Origin of the sequence: Achromobacter anxifer (assembly GCF_903652925.1) — a bacterium.
GTDB lineage: Bacteria > Pseudomonadota > Gammaproteobacteria > Burkholderiales > Burkholderiaceae_B > Achromobacter > Achromobacter anxifer.
In genome coordinates this window covers 776,099-795,799 of record NZ_CAHLAR010000002.1, presented here as the reverse complement: position 1 = coordinate 795,799, position 19,701 = coordinate 776,099, and the positions used below count along the sequence as shown (strand labels likewise).

The window sequence follows — 19,701 nt, the reverse complement described above, 5'->3', positions numbered from 1 at the left end:
CTACCGCCGCGGGGCGCCGAACAGCAACGCTTCGGGCCCGGCGTCACCGCTCATCCAGGCATTGGCGCCGGCGACAAAGTCGGATATCAGTTTCCCCGGCAGCCCGAATGCGAAGCTCGTCGCCATAATCGCATTCTTGGTGTCCACGATGTCGCCCTCCCCCGCCACGATATCGGCCAGCGACTGGATACCCTTTACGACACCCTCGCCGGCCGACTGGACAGGGCTGATCTTGTAGCCGAAGTTGTAGGTGTCCGTGTCGAACACGGACCAGGTGTAGGACGAGATATCGCGCACGATGGGAAACATGCCGGCGCCGTACATCAGGAGCGCCCGGGCGTAGCGTTTCGCCAGCTTATCTTCGTCCTCATCGTCCCCGCCGTTGCCCATCATCATTTCCGTGAGGATCGCGGGCAACACGGCGATCATGACGAACTGCACTGTGAACTTGGCAATCGCCATCCCGGGGTTGCTGGCGGCCTCGCGCTTCGCGATCGCGCCCGCGCGCACCAGCATCTGCAGCTGGCTGTTGAAGTAGCTGTAGAACATCGTGAACAAGCGCTTGAGCTGACCGTATCCACCATGCCCCGACATGATCTTCGGCAGATCAACGTCGCGGCCGCTGCCCTGCGTTTGACGCACAATGTGGTCCGCGTAGTCGGCGGCCTTGGCGTTGTCGTTGTCGAACTGCACCATGCCGTCCTTGAAAGCCGCATTCCATACCGGCACGGATACGCCACGATCCACAAGCCCCATCAGCGCCAGCATGGTCGCCGTATCGGGCAACAGCCGGCCCTTGACCGTCAGCTTGGCGGCCATGTCGTTCAGATCGCGATCGAAATTCTGGTACCGGTGGCGCATATACTCGGAATTCTCCATGGCGAAGCGGTACCGCTCGGCCATCGCCGGGCTATAGAACCGCGCCATTTCCAGGCCGATGCTGCCTGCGTTCACGCGAGTGAGCGCAGGCACAAGGCCCACCACGTTCTGCAGCGCCGTCTTGACCCCAGACATCAGCACCACAATGGTGTTGCGCCGGGCGCTGGCCAGGATCTTCTCGATGAACCCGGAGGGGTTGCGCGGCGGTGCCGCCACCTCGCGCACCCGGTTCACCAGCGCGCGGTATGCCGGCACGCCAACCGAAGACTTGATCGCGGTCTGGAGGCCCTTGTCGTTGAGCAGGCGCATGGTATCGGCCACTGCCTCGCGCAGCGCCAGATCGTGCACCGTCTCGTTGACGGCCTCCACGAAGACGCCCAGGTCCAGACGTGGGCGCATGACCACACCGTCCTTGCGCTGCGTGCTGGCCCCCTGGTTCGTCTTGGCGGACATGCCCATGCCGCCGCCCAGCAGCTCACGCACGGCGGCGCCCTCGTCGAACCGGTGCGCGCGCTCGTCGAGATCCGTGTCGTACTTCAAGCGGAAATAGCCGCCGCGGGCCTCGCCGTACTTCGTGGGAAACGGCAGCGGCTCCACTTTCGGCGGGGCTTTGCCCCGCGTGCGCTTGTTCAGCGCCTCCAGCTCCGGCCAGAGCTTCGTGTCAAACTGCTCCCAGATCGCATTCGCGAGATTCCAATCACGCTCGTCCAGGACTTCCAGCACGCCCTGCATGCGGTTGTCGTTCCAGCCGTAGTTCTCCAGCCGCTTGCGGCCGTCGGCGTTGCCGTACAGGAGGGCCGCCACCAGGGCATTCTCGCGCGTGATGCTGGTGCCGATACTGGGCACGACGATACCCTTGCGGCCGTAGTCGCGGCGCTCCTTCAGGTTCCACTGTTTGAAAAGCGGCTTCAGGTCGCGGTACACCTTTTCCATGCGCGTGGCCTTCCAGTTTGCCCGCGAACTCATCCGGCCAAACAACGATTCGTGTACCTGGCCGAACTTACCGCCCTCCAGAATATCGAGGATCGTCTCGGCGCTCAGAAACTCTCCGGAGAACCCATCCCCCAACTTTGACACGCTCTTGCGGATATTGGGGACAAATTCCGGTTCGCGCGCCAGCGGGTCGCCGGCCTCGTCGAACGCCTTCGGATTGAATTCCCGCAGACGCGCCAAGATCGCGCCGCGCTCTTCGTCGAACGACATATCGCGCAGCGCGGTGTACATCTTCTGTTCGCGCCGCGCCAGATTGGCGAGCTGGCGCACGCTGTCGACCAGGCCCCGGAACTCCTCGACGGACATGTCCTTGTAATGTCGGCGATACCCCTCGTCGAGGATGTACGCCGGTAGGTCAGGCATGACCGCGTCCAGTCGCTCCGACTCGCTGGCGATGAACTCGGCCAGGCTCTGCGTCTTGGCAGCGTCGATCTGGCGCAATGACATGCTGCTGCGCAGGTCGAACCGCGCCAGCAGCGCGTTCAGCTGCGCCAGGGACTCCCCACGCATGCCGGACTGCGAAGTCGAGCCCGACAGGCGCTTCATGTAATTGAGGTCTGTCTCGATCTCGGCCTGGGCCGCCTGCGCAGCCCGTGCGGCATAGTTGTTCACGAGCTGGCGCTTTTTCTCGACGGCTGCGCCCTGCAAGTCGTTCTTGCGCAGCGCCGTTTCGGCGGCGCGCGCGGCGCGCGCTTCGGCCACGACCCACTGGCTGGGCCGCACGTCGCGGATGCGCAGGCGCGCAATGGTCGCCTCGGCGAACTGCCGCGCCGCGCGGGCCAGCACTTGGCGCTGACCCAGGGCGCGCTGCAGCGCGTTTACCTCGGTCGCGATGAACCGGCCGCGCGCCTCGTTGTGCACCGCTTCATCGGCCGCGCGGGCAATGCTCTGCGCATCCGTCAGATCGCCGTAGCGCTCCAGCATACGCTGATCCGTCAGGGCTTCGATCTTGGCGCGAGGGTCTTCGGCCGCGAGCACCGCGCGCACCAGCCCGTCGCCGGACTCGTACCCGAACCGATCGGCAACGATGTCCGGGTTTAGCCCGTCCGCGGCAAGCATGCCGTACTTGCCGTAGCCCAACTTGGACCAATCGAGCATTGCATATCGGTCCCCTTCAGCGCCGTACAGATCCTCCAGAGCGCTGATTTGCAGCTTGGTAGGACCGCTCACAGGTTCACCTGTCACCGGGTCCACTCCGCGCTTCATGAAGGTCTTGGCCTGGTTGACCGGTTCCGCCATGACTTCTGCCTCGACCTCCTTGCGCACGGTCTTGCGCCGGTCGGCGGCCTCCCGCTGCAGTTGGGCGATCACGCGGCTGCGCGCACCCGACAACCATTTCATGTCGCGGATGCTGCGCGCCTCCAGCTGCTGCACGGCGTCCTGGGTCGCCTCCAGGCCAAGGGCCTGGTACTGCGCCCACTCTTCCGGCGTCATGCCGGCCTGCTCCGCCGACGTGAAAGCGGGCTTGTAATCGAGCATCGTCTCGGTTTCCCGGATCTGCTCCGTTGACGCCAGCATGCGGTCGAAGACGCCGCGCACCTCGTCCGAAAGCTCGACGTTCAGCGCGGACATCGAGCGATACACGGCCAGCATCCACGCGCGGAAACGCTGGAATAGACCTTGCAGTTCTGGCGCGGGCGCCTTGCCCTCGAAAAGATACGCCTCGAAGCCGCGCGCCAGTTGCTCATGGAAGGGGCGCTTCTCTTCCAGGTCGAGCGCGTTCCAGGCGGCCAGGTCATGCACTCCGAACCAGGCCATAAGCTTCTGAACGTCATCGCGCACGGCGGCCGGCGCCTCGGCCTGACCCGCTATGTCCGTCAGGACTTCCAGGTAAAAGTGGCCAGACTCGTGCAGGAAGGTCGACAGATCCGCATTCTGCAGTAGCGAAATAGTTCGCGTGTCGATGTTGTAGGCACCGCGCTCGGACTGGTTCAGAATGCTCGGGTCACGGGCGTCGAAAGTCCCGCGGTTCTCCGTGGCCGATTTCACCTGGTTGGACTCGAAGGGGACGAAGATATCCGCCACGACATGGCTGTAGTTGTCCGTCGCGGCGTCTTTCGCGTTTCGGATGATGGCCCCGTCATAACCATTCTCTTTCGCGTACCGGGCTACGTCGTCAGTGGTACGAAACTGACCGTCACCCTTGTTCCAATCGCGCTCACCCCAATCCACCTCATAAGGGTTTTCAATCTTCACATACGCGTGATAGATACTGGGCATGTCCTCGCCGGCGCGGGCCTCCGCGCGCGACCCGGCGTACTGGGAAGCCATCAGCCGCGATGTCGTGAAGAATATTCCAGTCTCGCCGGGATTGAACGTGTCGAATCCTGCAGTCTCGGAGCCGTGATAGAGCACCAGCGGCCGGCCCTGCGCGTCCACCGCCTTACTGTCCCCGAACCAACGCAGAAATTCCGGCGTACCTGTCTGCGGTACCTCGGACTGATTGAGTTCCCGACCATTTGGTCCTACACTAGTACCCATGCCCCCGTCCGTTTCGGACGTTTGGCCGGCGGTAGCAGATTGCAAAATCTGCTGCTCATCGACCGACGGGGGATACTTCCACATCGTGACGCCGCGCATGTTTTGCCGCTTGTGGCTCACTTCCTCCAGGTACACCAGCACTCCGTCGCTAACTCGCTTCGCGTAAGCGATGCGATCGCTGCCGTTCGCCCCTCGCAGATCCGCCCGCATCGCATCGTAGTCCGTGACAATATCGGGCACCTGCGCCACGTCGGCGGCCGTGATCGGCAATTGACCTCGCGCCGTCTCCGCCGCAACGTCTCCATGAGCCTTTCGGATATGCGCAAGGTCCGAGCGTCCGAGCGAATGCGAATAGCCGGCTGTGCCCGGCAGATCGTCGCCGAGCTTGCCTTGCAGGTCAGTCCAGAATACGGTGGTACCGCCGGCCTGCCCATCCCACAACGCCGCAGCGTCGGCGCCGCTGGTGGAGTGGATCCATCCTTTGGGCGGCTGCGCCGCCAGCGCCTGGTTCAACTGCCCCATGCCTTCGGCCCGGATCTGGACCGGGTAGCGCTGGCACATTTCCTGTGGGGTGACGCCCAGCCGCGCAGCTTGCACAGCATAGAAATTGGACATCATGCCCGCATAGGCGCGGTTCACGTCGGGCGTGAACCGAGCGGCCTGCTCCAGCTGGGTCATCAACTCCGCTTCGACCAGATCCTTGGACTCCTTGAACGGGGCATCTGCCTCGCGCTCGGCCATGACCTGCTCGACCTCGGCACGCAGCTGCTCGCTGCGATTCTGCATGAATTCCTGGGCTTGGGCCTGGGTCATGCCGGCCGGATCGGTCTTCAGGAACGGCAGCATGGATTGCGACAGGTCCGTGCCCGCAACGCGCGTGGCGTACTCGTCCACCGGAATGCGCACGTCGCCGCCGGTCGCCAGCGCCTGCTCGTACTGCGCCGCCACTGCAGGCGACACCTGAGCCAGTTGGGCGATATCCACGCCGGACTGCGCCAGGTCTTCCGCCCGGATGTAGACGTCCTGCACGGGACCGTCGGCCATGGCGTCCTTGACGAATGCCTGGAAGTCTTCCGGCGAACGGGCGCGCAGCTTGGACGCCGCCGCGGTGGCGTCCAGTTCGGCCAGCACCTGCCCATCCAGCTGCGCGCGCTCCGCGCGCACCGTGCGCCCGGCCAGCCGATCCGCAGCTGTGTTCGCCAGCTGTGCCGTGCCCACGGCGCCGCCCGACGCCACGATGGTGGCCACCAAGGTTTGCGCCGCGGCGTCAGGGCGCGCTGCAAGATAGTCGGAAAAAGGTTTCTCCGGGTTCAGCACGGCCCACTCGTTCAGATCCTGCAGCGCCGTCGCAACCTGCTCGCCTGGGATCTCGGCTGATACTTGGCGCAGCAACATGTTCCAGAGCGGCGTGCCGGCCTTCATGTCATGGAGGAAGCGGCCGACAGGGATACGCTCGGTCGCGTACTCGATGGCGGCCTGGGACGTGCCGAACATCAGCGCGCGGTAGGGATCCATCCCCGCCTCGCGCGCCTGGCCGTAGGCCTGGCCGCCGGTGATGGCCGACATGCCGTAAAGCGTGGGCGCGGGGTTGCCCGTCACAATGCTGGCCGGAAGCGTCAAGCCCATTGTGACCAGCGACTGCACGCCTGAATAGACGCCCGCTTCGATATTTCCCGCAGCCTGGGGCATTAGCCCCTTGGCGGAGATCTCGCCCGCGCGCCCCTGGTCGGCCATGCCGGCGGCCAGGCGCCGCAGCGGGTTCTCTGGCAGCAGCGTGCCCGCCAGCGGGTCCAGCAGAGGCGCCAGGTTCTCGGCTGCGCCTTGCCCGACACGCCACAGCGCGCCGCCGGCCTGCGGGATGGCGGAAGCCGCGGCCTTCCCCACGTTGGCCAGGCCGCGCAGCCCCTTCTCGATGACGCCCATATTGTCGACGTCGTCGTGGGCAATGCGTGCATTCTCGACGCCAGCCAGATAGGCCGCGGTCGAGGGGAAATCCCGGGCTAAGCGCTCGAAGTCGAACGACGTGAGCGCGGCCTCGCGCTTGACTTCCTCCGGGTGACGACGCACGGAATCGATAGGGATTCCGGTGCGCGTCGCGACCTGGCGCAGTTCAGCTTCCAGGTCCGGGTTGCTGCCCAAGGCGGCCGCCACAGACACGCGCGTCGCGCCCGCCGGGTCTGTCGTGGGCGGGTTAGGGTCGTTCAAGTAGGCCGAAACGGCGCTTGCGGTATCAAGTGTTTCAGCTGCCATCTACAGCGTTCCTTTGTGTCATGGATGCATGACGCGCCTCGCGTTGCTGTCGCGCGGTCTCCAGACGCCAGTAGGCACCCAGCAAATCGGCTTCAGTCGGGTCGTCGATGCCGTTCTTCTTGAAATCGACTTTGAGCGCCTTTTTGACGTCGCTCGGAATATCACCGGCCTTTATGGTCAGCATTCGCTCATTCGATGTACTGAAGTAGCCTCGAAACTGCACCGACTTGGCAAACAGCCCGTCGATGAATTCCTCCGTCTCCCGGTCCGTCATCTGCTTGCCAGTGACCTTCTGCTGGCTGAGCACCGCGTCATTCACGAACTTGCGGATCGCGCCAACGCGAACGGCATCGCTCGTGGCATCTTTCGGCGTGGGGTCGATCTTGAGCGTAGAGAGACGATTGTTCAGCGTGCTATTGATCGCCGCCGTATTCAGATCGTCAGCCTTGTCCGTTCCACGCCCAGCGGCCGCCCCGCGCTGGTTGGAAAACGTCTTGAAATCGCTTTCGCTCAATTCGCCCCGCAGTCTGTAGAACTCGTTGTCGCTCAGGCTTCGCAGGTAGGCAGGGTCGCCAGCCAGCTTTTGGTAGACAGCCTCGTTGGTCCGGTCCTCCCCCTTCGCGATCTTGCCGGCGAAGCTGATGACTTCGGCCACACTCTCGGCCGGGATCGTGGCGCGCACAGCCAACGGCAGCTCGGAGTATTTGCCACCGTTCGCTACGAGTTCGCGCATGGCGCCCGCGACCGATTCGTCGTCGCGCTGCTTGATGGCCTTGTTCGCCACCTCATACTGCCGCGCGGTTTCCTCCAAGGCGATGCGGATCCGCTCGGGGTTCTGGCCTTCCATCTGATCCCGCACGTTTCGCTGCAGTTCGTAGAGGGTTGGCTTAGCCGGCGCGCCCTGCCCGGCCTCGTACTTCGCGAGGATGCCGCGCACGTAGGGGATGGTCTCCTCCGGCTTCGGAAGATAGTTCATCCAGTTGGCCCGGTCGCCCGCCTTGTCAGCGGCGGCGAGCGCCTTGTTCACGTTGCCGGGCCCTGCGTTGTATGCCGCCAGCGCCTGCGTCAGGTTGCCGCCGTAGTTCTGCAGCATCGCCTGGAGGTAGTCGCGGCCCACGCGCGCCCGCTCTTCTAAGCTGTCGTCACGCGCCGGCGTGACGCCGTAGCCGGGATCCCTATTGGTGTCGTCCATGACCTGCATGCGGCCTTTCGCACCCGCAGGCGAGGTCACAACCGTGCCGTCTGGGTTCAGGTCGCGGTTGCGGCTTTCGGCCTTCGCCACTGTCGTGACAAGGTCAGGCGGCAGCTGCGCGCCGTTGCCCGTAACGAGATTGACCAGCCGATCACCAGGTGTAGGCATCAGCCGCGGCATGGCCCCGTTCACGGCCGACGTCGCCGCGGCTGCGCCCAGGCGCGCATCCATCTGCTTGGTCAGCAGACCATTGATGCGCAGCATGTCGTCGGCGTCCATCTGCGGCGCGTACTTGCGCATGTAGGCGTCGGCATACGCCACGTCGTTTTTCTGCAACGCAGAAGACAGCGCGGTCAGGTGCGCCGTGCTCGTCGCCTTGCGGGTCTGGGCTTCGATCAGCGTTGCCGACACCCCCTTCATTCGGCCCAGATCGGCCACGGCCGCCTGGATCGATAAAATGTTCTGGTCGATCTTCTGCGGATCGTTGTAGTAGAGCGCGATTTCGTTGGTGCTGTTGGCGATCGTGCCTTCCCGAACTGACGCCGCGTAGGTACGGAACTGCTCGCCCTCGTAGCGAGTCGCCTGCTCCTGGAACTGCAGCCCGATCGCCTGGGAAGCTCGGCGGAATGCCAGGCGCTGCGCGTCGTTACCCAGCCCCTCGGCAATGCTCTGCATTCGCTGGTCCAGCAGGCCACCGTATTCGGTCGCCAGCGGCTGGCCACTGTCGCGCTGCAGGGCCTGTATGCCCTTCACATTCGTATACCCGGCCTGCGGGTCAAAGGTGAGCTTGAGCGCCGCCTCTTTCGCTTGGTTGACCGCATCGTCCACGCGCAGCTGGTTCGCCTGCTGCTGCATGTCGGTCGCGATGCTCGTGGCTGCCACACCTGCAGACATGAGCCCTTGGCCCAACTGCGCCGTCTGCCTAGCGCCAATCTCCTGCGCAAGCGCGCCCGGGCCCGCCTGCTGGCGCACACCCGGCAAGCCGGACGAATTGACGCGGGGTGCGTCTACGATAGGAACGCGCGGCACGGGTCAGCCCTCACTTTGACGCTTTCGAATACTGGTACCAACTGCCCGCAACCTGGCCAGCACTTCCCAGCAAGCTCAGCCCAGCCGCTGATCCAGGGCTCACTGCGCCAGCACCGGCTCGCAGGGCTGTCGCGTTATCGCTGTAGCTCGTGCCTTGTGTGCGATAGCCCCAGGCAGAGCGCGCAGCGTTCGCCTGGATGGTGGCGGCATCCATCTCGTTCATGTAGGCGGTCGACGCCAGGATATCGACGGCGCTCCCTTCATCTAGGGCCACGCCATTGGCGGCGAGCGCTGCGCGCTGCGTACCCTTGGTAGCGGCGTACTGCAAACGGCTCTGTTGCTCCTGCTCCTGCCCCTGGCGGATCGCATCTTGCGCCTGCCATTCCGCAATCTGGGCGTTGTTCGCCGCGACGTCGGCCTGGTGGTTCAAGCCCGCTTGTTGCGCCTTGGCGCTGTTGCTCGCGCCGACCGCCGACGCGCCAGCGCCGGCCATCATCACGTAAGGAGCTGCGGCAGGGGTGCACATATCAAACCTTTTTGCTGAAGCGATAAAACAGCACGCCGTCCGGCCCGCATGGCACCCCAATTTCGGAGTGCACCGTAAACCCCAGGCGTTGCAACCAGGCGATACTCTGAGTGTTCCGGGCGTCGATCATGTTGCGCAGTTCGGGATAAATAGTGTGCATAAAAGCAACATATCGACGCCCGACACGAGTAAGCGCACCCGGACGTCGGAACATGATCGAGGAGCCCAGTAGCCAGGGACTCCCAATGTTGTCGCCAAGCAACGTTCCAATGTCCGCCACCCCGCCGACCATGGCGATGCGCCCGTCCGACACGGCAGTCCACGCATGCGAAGACACGGCGATGCTGTGGCGTATGGCTTCAGGAACATCGACCTGCGCGCCGTGCATCGCCCGGATCTCCTGGGCGTCCTGGGCGCGCAGGTCGACCGCGAGCGCGGCGGCATCCACGGGGGCAGCCGGCCGGATGACCAGATCAGCCGCCAATTGCCGCCTCGATGGTCATGGACACGAGAGTGACAGGAAGGGGATCGGTCTGTCGAACGTACACCTGCGCCCCGTCAGTCCACGCGGCCTTTACCACGTGTTCGAACTCTCCCGAGATCCAGCGGGGTGGCGATCCATACGGCTCAGTCGTGCGTTGCTTGACCTGGGTCAGCTTGTCGAACCCAGGCCCGGCGAAGACGCCCGACGATTCATTCAGCCTCAACCACACCTTGTTCACGTTCTTGACGCGGCCCTGGCCCATCGCCTGCGTTTCGAAGGCCAACGGCAAGGTCACTGCATCCGCCTGGATGGGCAGCCCAATATGGACCTTGCGGGCTGGCTGTTCCAGCGTGACGGTGCCGGCCGTGACGGTTTGCGATGACACCACCGCGCCATCGGCCAGAATGTTCACCGCCTCCCCTTCGAGATGGCCAAGGTTAGAAAACACCGTGGCGGGCGGCCCGTCATAGGTGAGGCCGCTGTCCACGAAGAACGCGTCGGCCTGGCTAGGCATCATCCGGGTATGCAAGCGCTCCACATAGCGCACCTGCGCCCCGTTGACCGTTCGGCGGACGATCGCATAGAGCGCGTCCTCGTCGCCTTCGGCCACCGTGCATATCGATTCGAAGCGCCCGGACTTCGTGCCGTGACGGTGCCAGCCTTGCACCTGCTGCTCGGGTACGTAGGTCAGGCCGAGCAGCTCGCCCGACGACGACACGCACCAAAGGATCGGATGCGGCGCGCGTGAAAACGCCATGTCCACGATGGTGCGGTAATCGAATAGATGGGGTGCCAGGATCGACACGTCCGCGGTGATGTAGCCGTTCGCCTGCCAGTTATAGGACATTTCCCGGACATGCCCGCCGCGCCCGGCCGCATACAGCAGATTGTTGTTCACGACGGCCGGTTGCACGTTGTTCGCGCCGTTGTACGACTGCGGCCGCGGCGACGCCGTCGCTGGCGTCAGCACGTCGGAGTTAGCCGGCGAAACACGCCACTCGGCACTGGCCGTGAGCACAACGAGATTGGACAGCGGCACGATATGGCGAATCGTGTTCACCTCGCGCGCCGCGATGCGAAAGGCGATGGCGTCGTCGTCTCGCGTCGGTATGGACGAGGCCAGGTTCGATTCTGTGCCCGATCGGGTGCCCCAGACATTCTGGGGCTTGTTCCGCGTGCCGGCGAACCAGCGGCGCTGTTCGTAGTACGAGACTGCCGCGGGGTAGTTGTCGGCACCATTGAATGGGTCCGCCAAGGTGGGCGCGGCCTGCGAAATGTCGGGCGTGATGTTGTTGTCCCGGAACGTCAACCCGCCGGACTGCCCGACATATCCCCACAGCCCGTTGCTGCGCTTATACACGTTGTAGCGTACCGCGCCGGTCGCGGCCGGCCACGCGACATCGTTGTACGCGCCCTGCAGGGACAGATCATTCGAAACGGTGTTGGAAGCCGTCGAGATAAGCGATTCTTCGAGCGTGTCCGACGCCAGCGAGGTGACGGCATAGGTGTGATCGGTATTGTCGGCCGTCCCTGTGCCTGCGTGCGCGGTCGCTGTGACGCTAGCCGGCGCGGAAATGGTCGGCGTGAACTGGATGGTGGAAAGCACCCAGTTCAGCGCCCCAAGCCGCCGCAGTTCCCGGGGCGCATAGCCCGGGTGAACGATCGTCAGCACATCCGCGGACTGCACATAGTGCAGGTCGAACAGATCCACTGCAAGGTAAGGGGTCACCACCTCATACGGAGTCGCGCCGTTCACCAGCGTCGCGCCCATGGTATGGAATCGAACATAACCCTCGCCCACCTCCAGCGCGAAGGTCTGTTGCGTGTTGAACGAGAACGGAATCAGCCTGGTGCGCTTGCTGCTGTCTTTCACGGCGCGGACAAAGCCAAGGCCCGCGCGGTTCTGGGCAGGTCCATGGGGCAACGTGATGAAATTCGAGCAAGTTGCCAGGCCGGTCTGGTATTGCGGCAGGTCGACGCGGCCGAACAGTTCCGGCCTGATCTCGCCACGCGCGAAGGAACGCGATAGGGTGCGAACGTTGGCCATAACTCAGCGCCCCGCGATCCACGGCACGCTTTGCCGCGGCTTGATACTGCGCTGGTTGCTATCCGACACGGTCGCCTGCGAAACAATGCTCTGGTAGGCGCGAAGTTGCGCCTGCGCAACCGCGACTCCCTCGGTCCCCTTCACTACCGGCCCCGCAAGGTACGAGGCGAGCAGCCGGGACAGTGCATCCACGAACAATGGCGGGAAGCGCGTCGGGTCCTCTACCCGCCGCGTGTACCGGAGCACGGCACCTTGCTGGTTCGTGTACAGCAACCGGCGCCCGTCAGTGGCCTGGCCGTCGTTCTCGCCCGTCTCGATGCTGAATTCCTGGGGCATGTATAGCGCGCCGTGCGCCACCATCATCGATCCGGGGTAGCCCAAGTCGGCGCCGGAGGCGGGATAGCCGACGCTGTAGTCGTCCAGTGCGCCAGGAGGCAGCACGCTGATCGCGCGCACGCAGGTGGCGGGCAGCTCATAGCAGTAAGCCCAGCTGGGCCACGCCGAGCCGACCAGCGCCAGCACGCCGCGCGTGGTGGCGAAGTTCCAGTCGTGGCCTTCCAGTGCCGAGTCGCGCGCGATTGGGTAGAAGCGCGCGCAGTGCTCCGCCTGCGCACTCCCCTCGGGCGGATCGATGCTCGATACAGTGGCCTCGTCGCCCAGGTGGGCAAGCGCCAAATTGCAGATGTCGACGACGGACGCCATGGTCATGCTCCACGAACAAGCGGGGGCACTCGGCCCCCGCTTCTTGTCACCGGGTCAGAGGCGCCCGGGCTTACGCCAGGTCCTGACCTGCTTGCTTGCTGTCCGCCTTCCGACTACCGCGGGGCTTGTCGCCCTGCTCGTCGTCATCAACGGGCTTGAACCAAGACGCCTTGGAGCCTTCAGGCATCTCGAAGACATCGCCCGGCTGGCGCAGCTGGTGCCCATCCTTGCCGGCGTAACCCACAGCGGTCGCGATAACTTTCATGTGATAGCTCCTTTAGGCCACGGTGAAGCCGCTGGCATACGGCACGTTGGCCTGCACGTCCTTGACGATGTAGGCGCTGGCCGTGCCCGCGGTCGTGGTGGCGCCAGCAACGCGGTACACGATGCGCAGGTACCGCTCCAGGCCCACCGGCAGTCGGTACTTGAAGAAGTCCGCATTGGTGGTCAGCGCCGCAGGGGCAAGTGCCCCGGTGATGGGGAACTCGCGCGGGGTCGCGAAGCCGACGTTGTCGTCCGTCTGAAGGACGGCCTGCACCGTCGCGCCGGCGCCAACGACAGCGGTACCGATGCGGCCGTACAGGTACAGCGGCTCACCGATGCCCACATCGTGGGCGGCGCCGGTGTCGTACACATTGGTCGACACGACGTCGCCCGCCGCGGCGGCGATGGATTGACCTTCCGAGAAGGTTTCTTGGGTGTCCAGGATCATGGTGGTTCTCCGTATCTCGTTGGACGCTTAGACGACGCGGGCTTCGGTGGACAGCAGCGCGTCCACGGTGCGCACCGGCACGCCCAGGAAGGTCGTGGTGCCGTTGCCGACGCTGCCGGGCGACACCGTGCCGAACTGGTTGATGGCAGGCTGGATAGCCAGCGCCGCGTTCGACTTGTCCAGGGCCGCGATCGACAGGTATTCCTTGACGGTGCGGTTGGCGTAGAAGGCCGCGGTGCCCATACCCATCTGCGGAATACGAGCCATGGCGCGCACCATCAGCTTGATCAGCGCCGTGGTGGCGGTCGGGGCTTGGCTGCCGGTCTGGCCCACCAGGTCCGAAATGTCCACGTTGGCGATGCGCACGGCATAGCGCCAGTCGCGGACCGTCAGGCCGCATTTCCACTTCCACAGGTCGGCCAGGGCACGGAAGCGCGCCGGCGGCGTCTGCGTGTCGAACGCGTCGATTTCGCCCAGGTCTTGATGGGTCAAGCCGGCTTCCGAGCCCTTCGGGTAGATGCCGGTGACGGTGTTCTCGCCCCACAGGACCAGCCAGATCGACGTGTTGTCGCTGCCCGTGCCGCCGCCGTCGACGATGTTCACGCCGTTCGCGGCCGAGATCGACGAGTAGCGCGGCGCCAGGCCCATGAAGCGCTCGGGGTTGGCAGCGGTGTCGCCGTAAAACAGGGTCTGCGTGAACGACTGGTTCATGCCCTCGACTTCGGCCTGCGCTTCCGACAGACGGAACGCCGAGCTATTGCCGTTGAGGTTGGCCAGATCGACGTCCACCTCGTTGCGGGCTTCGAGCATGCCCGTGGCGTCATCGACCTGTGCGCGCAGCGACTTGGTCGGCTGGACGCCCTGGTACAGCTTGCGCCAGGTCGGCGTGGGCAGACCGGTACGGACGGTGGTGCGGTGGCCGGTGGGCAGGTTGCCCTCCATCCAGCGCATATCCTGCAGCACTTCGTTGGACTGGTTCAGCAGTTCGATCACCGAAGCGGTCGAGCCGTCGGGATCGATGGACTTGGCGAAGTCGGTCAGCGTGACGGCGCCAGGACGGGACGGGAGGGTGGCCATGGTGAAGGCTCCTTATTGCTTGCGGTAAAGGTTGCTCGCCAGGTCACGCCGCGCGCCTGCCGCGCCGCGCTCCCCTGCGACGAACGTGTCGGTACTGATCGCTTTGCCGGCGCGGACCATGAACCGGATAAGCTCCGGGTGGTTTCCGATGCCGGACTCGTTGAGCAACGTGCGCAATTCGGGAGTGCCGAACGAATCGAGTGCCTTCTTAGCCACGCCCAGGTTCTCGGCGAAAGCTTCGCCGCCGATTTCCTTGTCGGCCTTCGCGGTGTCCGCCCAGGTCTGGCGGATCTGCGCGAACGCTTCGGCCTGATGTCCTTGCAGCTTCTGCATCAGCCTCGGGCCCAGGTCGGCCACACGCTGCGCGTCCTTCTGCGAAAGGTTCAGTTCCTTGGCGATGGTCTTCAGGTCGCCCACCAGCTCGGCGTCCAGCTGCACCCCTTCGGGCGCGGCGAAGTCCTCGTATTGCTCGGGCGCGCCCTTTTCGCCGTCAGCCTCGGACTTGTCGTCCTCGTTCTGCGGCTTCTCGCCATCTGGCTTGGCCTCGGTGGTCGGCTTGTCGCCGGCCCGAGCCTCGCCCTGCTGCGTGGGTTGCGCTTGTTGCTCGCTCGCGGGCGCGTCGGTAGTCAGGACGGTGGAGTCCTGGGTGGCCGGTGCGGTCGCGGCTTGCTGCGTGCCGGGATCAGTTGGCGTTGTTCCGGTCGTCGCTTGGGTTTCGGTGGTCATGCTTGGTCTGCTCCTGGAGCATTTCGGCGTACCGTTCCGGGCAGAGCTGGTGCAACTTCGCGATGAGCCGTAGCCCTTCGTTCCGGTTCCCCTCGTTGAACGCCATCTGCATGGCGTTCGTACTGAAGGAGGACCGATACACCCCCGCCCGGGAAAGCAGGCGCCACACAATGCGGCGGCCGCGTCGGTTTCCCATGAGCCACTTCAAGTCGTCCGATTCAAGCCGTGATTCCTGCTTGGCGTCTTCACGCTTCGCGTCGCGGTCCGTTTCCGTGGCCGACGGATTGAGAGGGTCGTATGTCGTGGAACTCATGCGCTCGAATTCTGGGATTCACCGCGCACGGTATGCGCACCCCTAGCCGTAGAGCACCTGCGCGGGATCCGGCGCGGCGCCTTCCAGCCCCAGCTGCGTGATCTGCAGGGACACGCACTTGTCCGTGCCGTCCTGATTCGCGTGCTGGCTGGTGGTGCATACCTCGACCACCGCCATCAGGTGCATCTGCTGGCCGACCTTGGGCAGCTCCGACACACCGAGCTTGCGCAGTGTGTCGTCGTCCAGGGACAGGATCAGCCCCCACGGGTACTTGGGGCCGCCATCATCGCCGCCCAGGCAGCCCGCCGTGCAATCCATTTCCTTGGCCTCATCGGGCGAGAGCTTCATGTCGGTCAGGTTCATGGCGGCACCTATTGCGGGATGCTGTATCCCTGGAACTGGTTGATGAGGTCAGAGGCGGCATTGCGCTCGCCGGTCTGCACGGCGCCCAGGCGCTGGGCGGCCGTGGCGGCCTGCTCGGCGGTGGCCGCGGCCTGCATGACAGCCTGCTGCTGGGCGCGCTGCTGGCGCACCAGCACAGCCTTGTCGAGCGGCACAACCAGACGGGGGTCGACGCCCAACTGGTCCGCGTAGCTGTCAGCCAGTGCGTCAGCATCCAGCCGGTCCAGAATTTCGGGTTTGACCGCCGCCACCTGGCCGAGGGTCATGACGTAGCGATCGGTGCTGTTCACGCCGATTGCGCGCTGCGCCTGCGCCAGCATGGACACGAATTCGATATTCAGGTCGACGCCTTCCAGCTCGGGAGGCGGCGGCGGCAGTGCGCCGGCGGCGGCCAGGCGGTGAAAAGCCATTTCGACCATCGGGTCCAGCATCTCGTTGTGCAAGCGCTGCAGCACGGGGCCCAGCATCAGCAGCTTTTCCTCGTGCCGCTCGGCCACTTCCGTGGCGGTCATGCGCACGTCAACGTTGGACAGCATGAGGAACAAGTCGGCGTAGAACGTCGACCGCAGGATCTCGCGCGTGTCCTGGATGTTCGCTTGCATGCCGCCCAAGTCGAGCTGCACCTGCCAGGCGGGCCGAATGGCAGCGTTCGGATTGGCTGCGTCCACGAACGTCACGCCGCCCGGCAGCATGTCGATGTCATGATTCTTGAGGGCGGTAGGCGCCTGGACTGGCGGTTTCGTCGTGTAGTCCAGGCCTTCGGCCAGGCGCAGCTGTCGGTGCTGCAGCCCCTTCACCGATCCCAGCGCCAGGCCGCCCGGTCCCACGCCGTAGACGTCGCTGCCCCAGACCTGCCACCGCGGCGCCAGCGCGGGGAACTCCTCGAAGCCGGAGCGGCGCAGGTACTTGTCGGGCGTCTGACCGTGTTCGAAGTAGACTGACGTGAACGGCATATTGCGCGCGTCGCGCAACTTCGGGTCGCGGTCAACGTTCGGCTCGACGCACTGGACAACGGTCACCCAGCTGTCGAGCGTGCTGTTCTCGTACATGGACTTCACGGCCGTGCTGACGTTCTCGATACCGAATTTCTTGATCAGCTGCGCGACAGTGACGTCGAACTCGCGATACAGCGTATCGACGTTGCCCTTGTCGTTCGTGGCGAGATAGAACTCGCCCACCGGCAACGGGGAATGGTGGATGACGTCGTTGAAATCCGGGTGCACGAAGCTGACGGCCGTGCCGAACACGCCCAGATCCTGATACATGCTCTGCAGGCTGTTGTAGGTGTTGGATCGTGCGAACACGTCCAGCATCAGCTTCGTGACGTCTGACAGCCACACCTTGACGGAGTGGTATTGCATCAGCGCCGGATCGGGCGTGGCCAGGCGGAACCAAGGGCGCGCCGGGCTTGTCATGCCCGCCATCAGGCCGGCCGACAACGTGTTCGCCGACAGCGTGCCCGTGGGGTCGTAGATGTTGTTGAAGCGCCGCGTGCCGCGGTTGCGGTCAGACGTGAAGAACCGGCCGCTATACGGCAGGATGAAATCGGTCAGCTCGCGCCAGAATGTGTTCCAGCTGGATCGCTCGGATTGCAGCGCAGAGTAGCGGGAGAGGTATTTGTCGCGCGGAACGTGCGGCTGGGCCATTGTCAGAGCCCCAGCAACGTGCTCTTGGACAGGTCCAGCGCGGACGGGTCCACGCCTTGGGACTCGCCCCTGCCTGTCAACAGCGTGTTTGTGGACGATGCGCCCGCCCCGCCGCCTGATCCGCCGGCGCCGCGGCGTGCATCCGTAGCGGCCTGCGTGCGCGGCGCTTGACCTGCCGCTTGCCGCTCCTGCTCGCGCAGGCCTTCCTGGTAGCGCTCGGGGTTCTCAGCTTTCCACTTATCGAGCGCCGCCGTGCGCTCCTGGCTCAACTGGGCCACGGTACTGATTCCGCCCCAGGTGATCGCTTCAGGCGTCAACGAGGGTAGAGCTTGTTGCTCTTCGGGAGTCATACCGGCCGCGCCGGTGGTCCAAAAGGTGTTGCCCGTGCCGGGCATGCTCGGTGCCATGCACATGGTCAGCCCCCCAGCAACGTGTTCTTGTTCAGGCTGAGCCCTTCGGAGTCGATGCCCCCGGGCCCCGTGAGTAGCGTGCTGCCCGAAGACGCGCCAGGCCCGGTATCGATCAGGTTCCCGCCGTTCTTGCGCCGCAGCTGATCGGCGTCCGGCGCCTTCTCGCCCTGTTTCGTTGGCGGTTGTACGGGCGCCGTGGGCGCAACACTGGGAGTTTTCGGCGCCATGGCAGACGACAGCACCGCTCCGCCCGCCAACGCTGCAGCGCCAAGAGCAATGGTCGTGGGTTCGCACATGGGGGTTCTGTCCTATCGATTCAGGTTTGCGTACGGATCGTAGGAGCCACGTTTGCGGGTATGCGCACCCGGGATGTCTTCCACTCGGGGCGTGTCGTGCAGCGCGAGGATGTAGGCGCTGGCCCAGTCCGGCGACCGACCAATGCGTTTGATGATGTCCTCGCGACTTTCTACGTAGATCGTGCGGCCCTGCAGGCGCCATACCGGCGCGCACAGGTCGACGAGCAGCTGGCGATCGGGCGGCAGCGCGATGCCGTTGTCCGCGGCGGGATCCAGCGCCTCGCGCATTCGCCACCAGTCGTGACTGCGCGTGTTGGCGAAGGTCAGACGGCCCGACTTGTCCGTGCCTGGCGCGGCTTCGGCGCCGTTGATCCCGAGGACGTGCTGCCCAGCCTGCACGAGGAAGTCATACGGGCTCGCGCCCACGCCCACGACGTCGATGTGGATGGGCGCGCGGTCGCGCACGGCGGCAATGGTGACGCCGGCCACGCTCGGACCATCGGGCGTGGACTTGCCCGCGTAGGCCAACGGCTCGTCGAACCACCAGCCGTGACGCCGCGCGATGATCGTGTTGTCGCGCCCGCCGCGCGCCACGTCCACGCCTGCGCTGTCCATGCGCGGCTTGTTGTGCATCGGCTTCCAGTGCGCCTGCGCCGCCTCTACCCATGCCGTGGGGATGACCTGCATCGCGTCGTCTTCCATGCCGGCCTGGAAGTCGCCATAGAGCATCTGGGAGCGCAGCGGCTCGGGGAGGGATTGGAGGGTTGCCATGTATCCGGTCCCCATCAGGTACGGGTTGTCGCTCACACGCGACGGGATGAAGGTGCGCGACAGCGGTGTGATCAGGTCGCCGCCATGCTCGAAGGGCGTGCCGTCCGCACACTCCACGTCCTTGCCGTCCACGGTGGCGAACCAGCGGAGCTCACCCGGCTGGGCCGGGTTCGGGTGCTTGGGGTCGAGCCAGGGCGCAAAGAAATCGACGATCCACCGACCCTCGGCGCTCGTGGGCGGGTTGAACGTGAGCAGGGCCTGGCAGCGCTGTGAGGGGTCCACGGATCGCAACCAGCCCAGCAGCGCGCGCACCTGCCCTTCCAGGAAGTTGGCCGCCTCGTCGAACACCAGCAGGTCGTGCGGCCGGCCTTGGTACTTGTTCCAGTCGTCGGGATTGGGCGTAGAGCCGAATTCGATCTGGCGGTTTGGAAGGCGCCAGATGCGTTCGGCGCCGTTGTAGCCATCACGGCTGCCCAATAGCTCCGTGAAGCGGTCAACGATGCCGGTCAGCTGGGTGGCCTCGCGGCGCAGCACCAGGATCTTCTGGTGCGCCGTGAGCGATTTTCCGCAGGCCAGGTCCGTCTTGCCGCCGCCCGCTGCGCCGCCGTACCCGATAATCGTGGCCACCGAGTCATAAGCCATCATCTGGGGGCCTGGCAGCGGGCGCCAGATGGTCTTGTCCTGCGCGAGGATGGCCTCGACCTCGGCGCGCTCGGCCGGGGTCAGGTAGCGCAGTAGCTTCAGAATCTCGGACGCGTTCAAGCC

General features: G+C 65.0%; 16 protein-coding genes. All 16 read right to left on the bottom strand.

Features of this window, described 5'->3' with window-relative positions; all coding sequences use genetic code 11:
* The 16 genes from HWY37_RS09115 to HWY37_RS09040 all read right to left on the bottom strand — a co-directional run bounded on the left by HWY37_RS09115 (position 1) and on the right by HWY37_RS09040 (position 19,698).
* Entirely contained in the window at positions 1–6,603 is a 6,603-nt protein-coding gene (locus HWY37_RS09115; RefSeq protein WP_176088448.1) for an ADP-ribosyltransferase-containing protein, read from the bottom strand.
* On the bottom strand, positions 6,593–8,689 hold the full coding sequence (locus HWY37_RS09110) for a transglycosylase SLT domain-containing protein (RefSeq protein ID WP_176088447.1): 2,097 nt from the start codon (positions 8,687–8,689) through the stop codon (positions 6,593–6,595). The genes HWY37_RS09115 and HWY37_RS09110 overlap by 11 nt, the downstream gene beginning before the upstream one ends.
* A 145-nt stretch (positions 8,690–8,834) precedes the next feature.
* Positions 8,835–9,350, bottom strand: coding sequence for a virion core protein, T7 gp14 family (locus tag HWY37_RS09105; RefSeq protein ID WP_176088446.1), 516 nt, complete (start codon positions 9,348–9,350; stop codon positions 8,835–8,837).
* A 1-nt stretch (position 9,351) separates the two neighbouring features.
* Positions 9,352–9,834: a hypothetical protein gene (locus HWY37_RS09100; protein ID WP_176088445.1), complete on the bottom strand. Its 483-nt coding sequence runs from the start codon at positions 9,832–9,834 to the stop codon at positions 9,352–9,354.
* Entirely contained in the window at positions 9,824–11,881 is a 2,058-nt protein-coding gene (locus tag HWY37_RS09095) for a phage tail protein (protein ID WP_176088444.1), read from the bottom strand. Before HWY37_RS09095 ends, HWY37_RS09100 begins: the two co-directional genes overlap by 11 nt.
* A gap of 3 nt (positions 11,882–11,884) precedes the next feature.
* Entirely contained in the window at positions 11,885–12,583 is a 699-nt protein-coding gene (locus HWY37_RS09090) for a phage connector family protein (RefSeq protein WP_176088443.1), read from the bottom strand.
* Positions 12,584–12,653: 70 nt separating this feature from the next.
* Complete coding sequence (locus HWY37_RS09085) at positions 12,654–12,848, bottom strand: hypothetical protein (RefSeq protein ID WP_175213571.1); 195 nt, start codon at positions 12,846–12,848, stop codon at positions 12,654–12,656.
* Between the two features lie 12 nt (positions 12,849–12,860).
* On the bottom strand, positions 12,861–13,295 hold the full coding sequence (locus HWY37_RS09080) for a Bbp16 family capsid cement protein (RefSeq protein WP_176088442.1): 435 nt from the start codon (positions 13,293–13,295) through the stop codon (positions 12,861–12,863).
* Positions 13,296–13,322: 27 nt separating this feature from the next.
* Entirely contained in the window at positions 13,323–14,372 is a 1,050-nt protein-coding gene (locus HWY37_RS09075; protein ID WP_176088441.1) for a major capsid protein, read from the bottom strand.
* Positions 14,373–14,384: 12 nt separating this feature from the next.
* Complete coding sequence (locus HWY37_RS09070; protein WP_176088440.1) at positions 14,385–15,098, bottom strand: peptidase; 714 nt, start codon at positions 15,096–15,098, stop codon at positions 14,385–14,387.
* Complete coding sequence (locus tag HWY37_RS09065) at positions 15,055–15,411, bottom strand: Bbp19 family protein (protein WP_176088439.1); 357 nt, start codon at positions 15,409–15,411, stop codon at positions 15,055–15,057. The genes HWY37_RS09070 and HWY37_RS09065 overlap by 44 nt, the downstream gene beginning before the upstream one ends.
* 42 nt (positions 15,412–15,453) lie before the next feature.
* Positions 15,454–15,774, bottom strand: coding sequence for a capsid staple protein (gene gp10, locus HWY37_RS09060; protein ID WP_176088438.1), 321 nt, complete (start codon positions 15,772–15,774; stop codon positions 15,454–15,456).
* An 8-nt stretch (positions 15,775–15,782) separates the two neighbouring features.
* Positions 15,783–17,459 (bottom strand): portal protein, encoded by a 1,677-nt coding sequence (locus HWY37_RS09055; RefSeq protein WP_176088437.1) that lies wholly within the window; start codon positions 17,457–17,459, stop codon positions 15,783–15,785.
* A gap of 2 nt (positions 17,460–17,461) precedes the next feature.
* Positions 17,462–17,866 (bottom strand): hypothetical protein, encoded by a 405-nt coding sequence (locus HWY37_RS09050; RefSeq protein ID WP_176088436.1) that lies wholly within the window; start codon positions 17,864–17,866, stop codon positions 17,462–17,464.
* 8 nt (positions 17,867–17,874) lie between these two features.
* Complete coding sequence (locus HWY37_RS09045) at positions 17,875–18,165, bottom strand: hypothetical protein (RefSeq protein WP_176088435.1); 291 nt, start codon at positions 18,163–18,165, stop codon at positions 17,875–17,877.
* A gap of 12 nt (positions 18,166–18,177) precedes the next feature.
* On the bottom strand, positions 18,178–19,698 hold the full coding sequence (locus HWY37_RS09040) for a terminase (protein ID WP_176088434.1): 1,521 nt from the start codon (positions 19,696–19,698) through the stop codon (positions 18,178–18,180).
* Positions 19,699–19,701 lie beyond the last annotated feature (3 nt).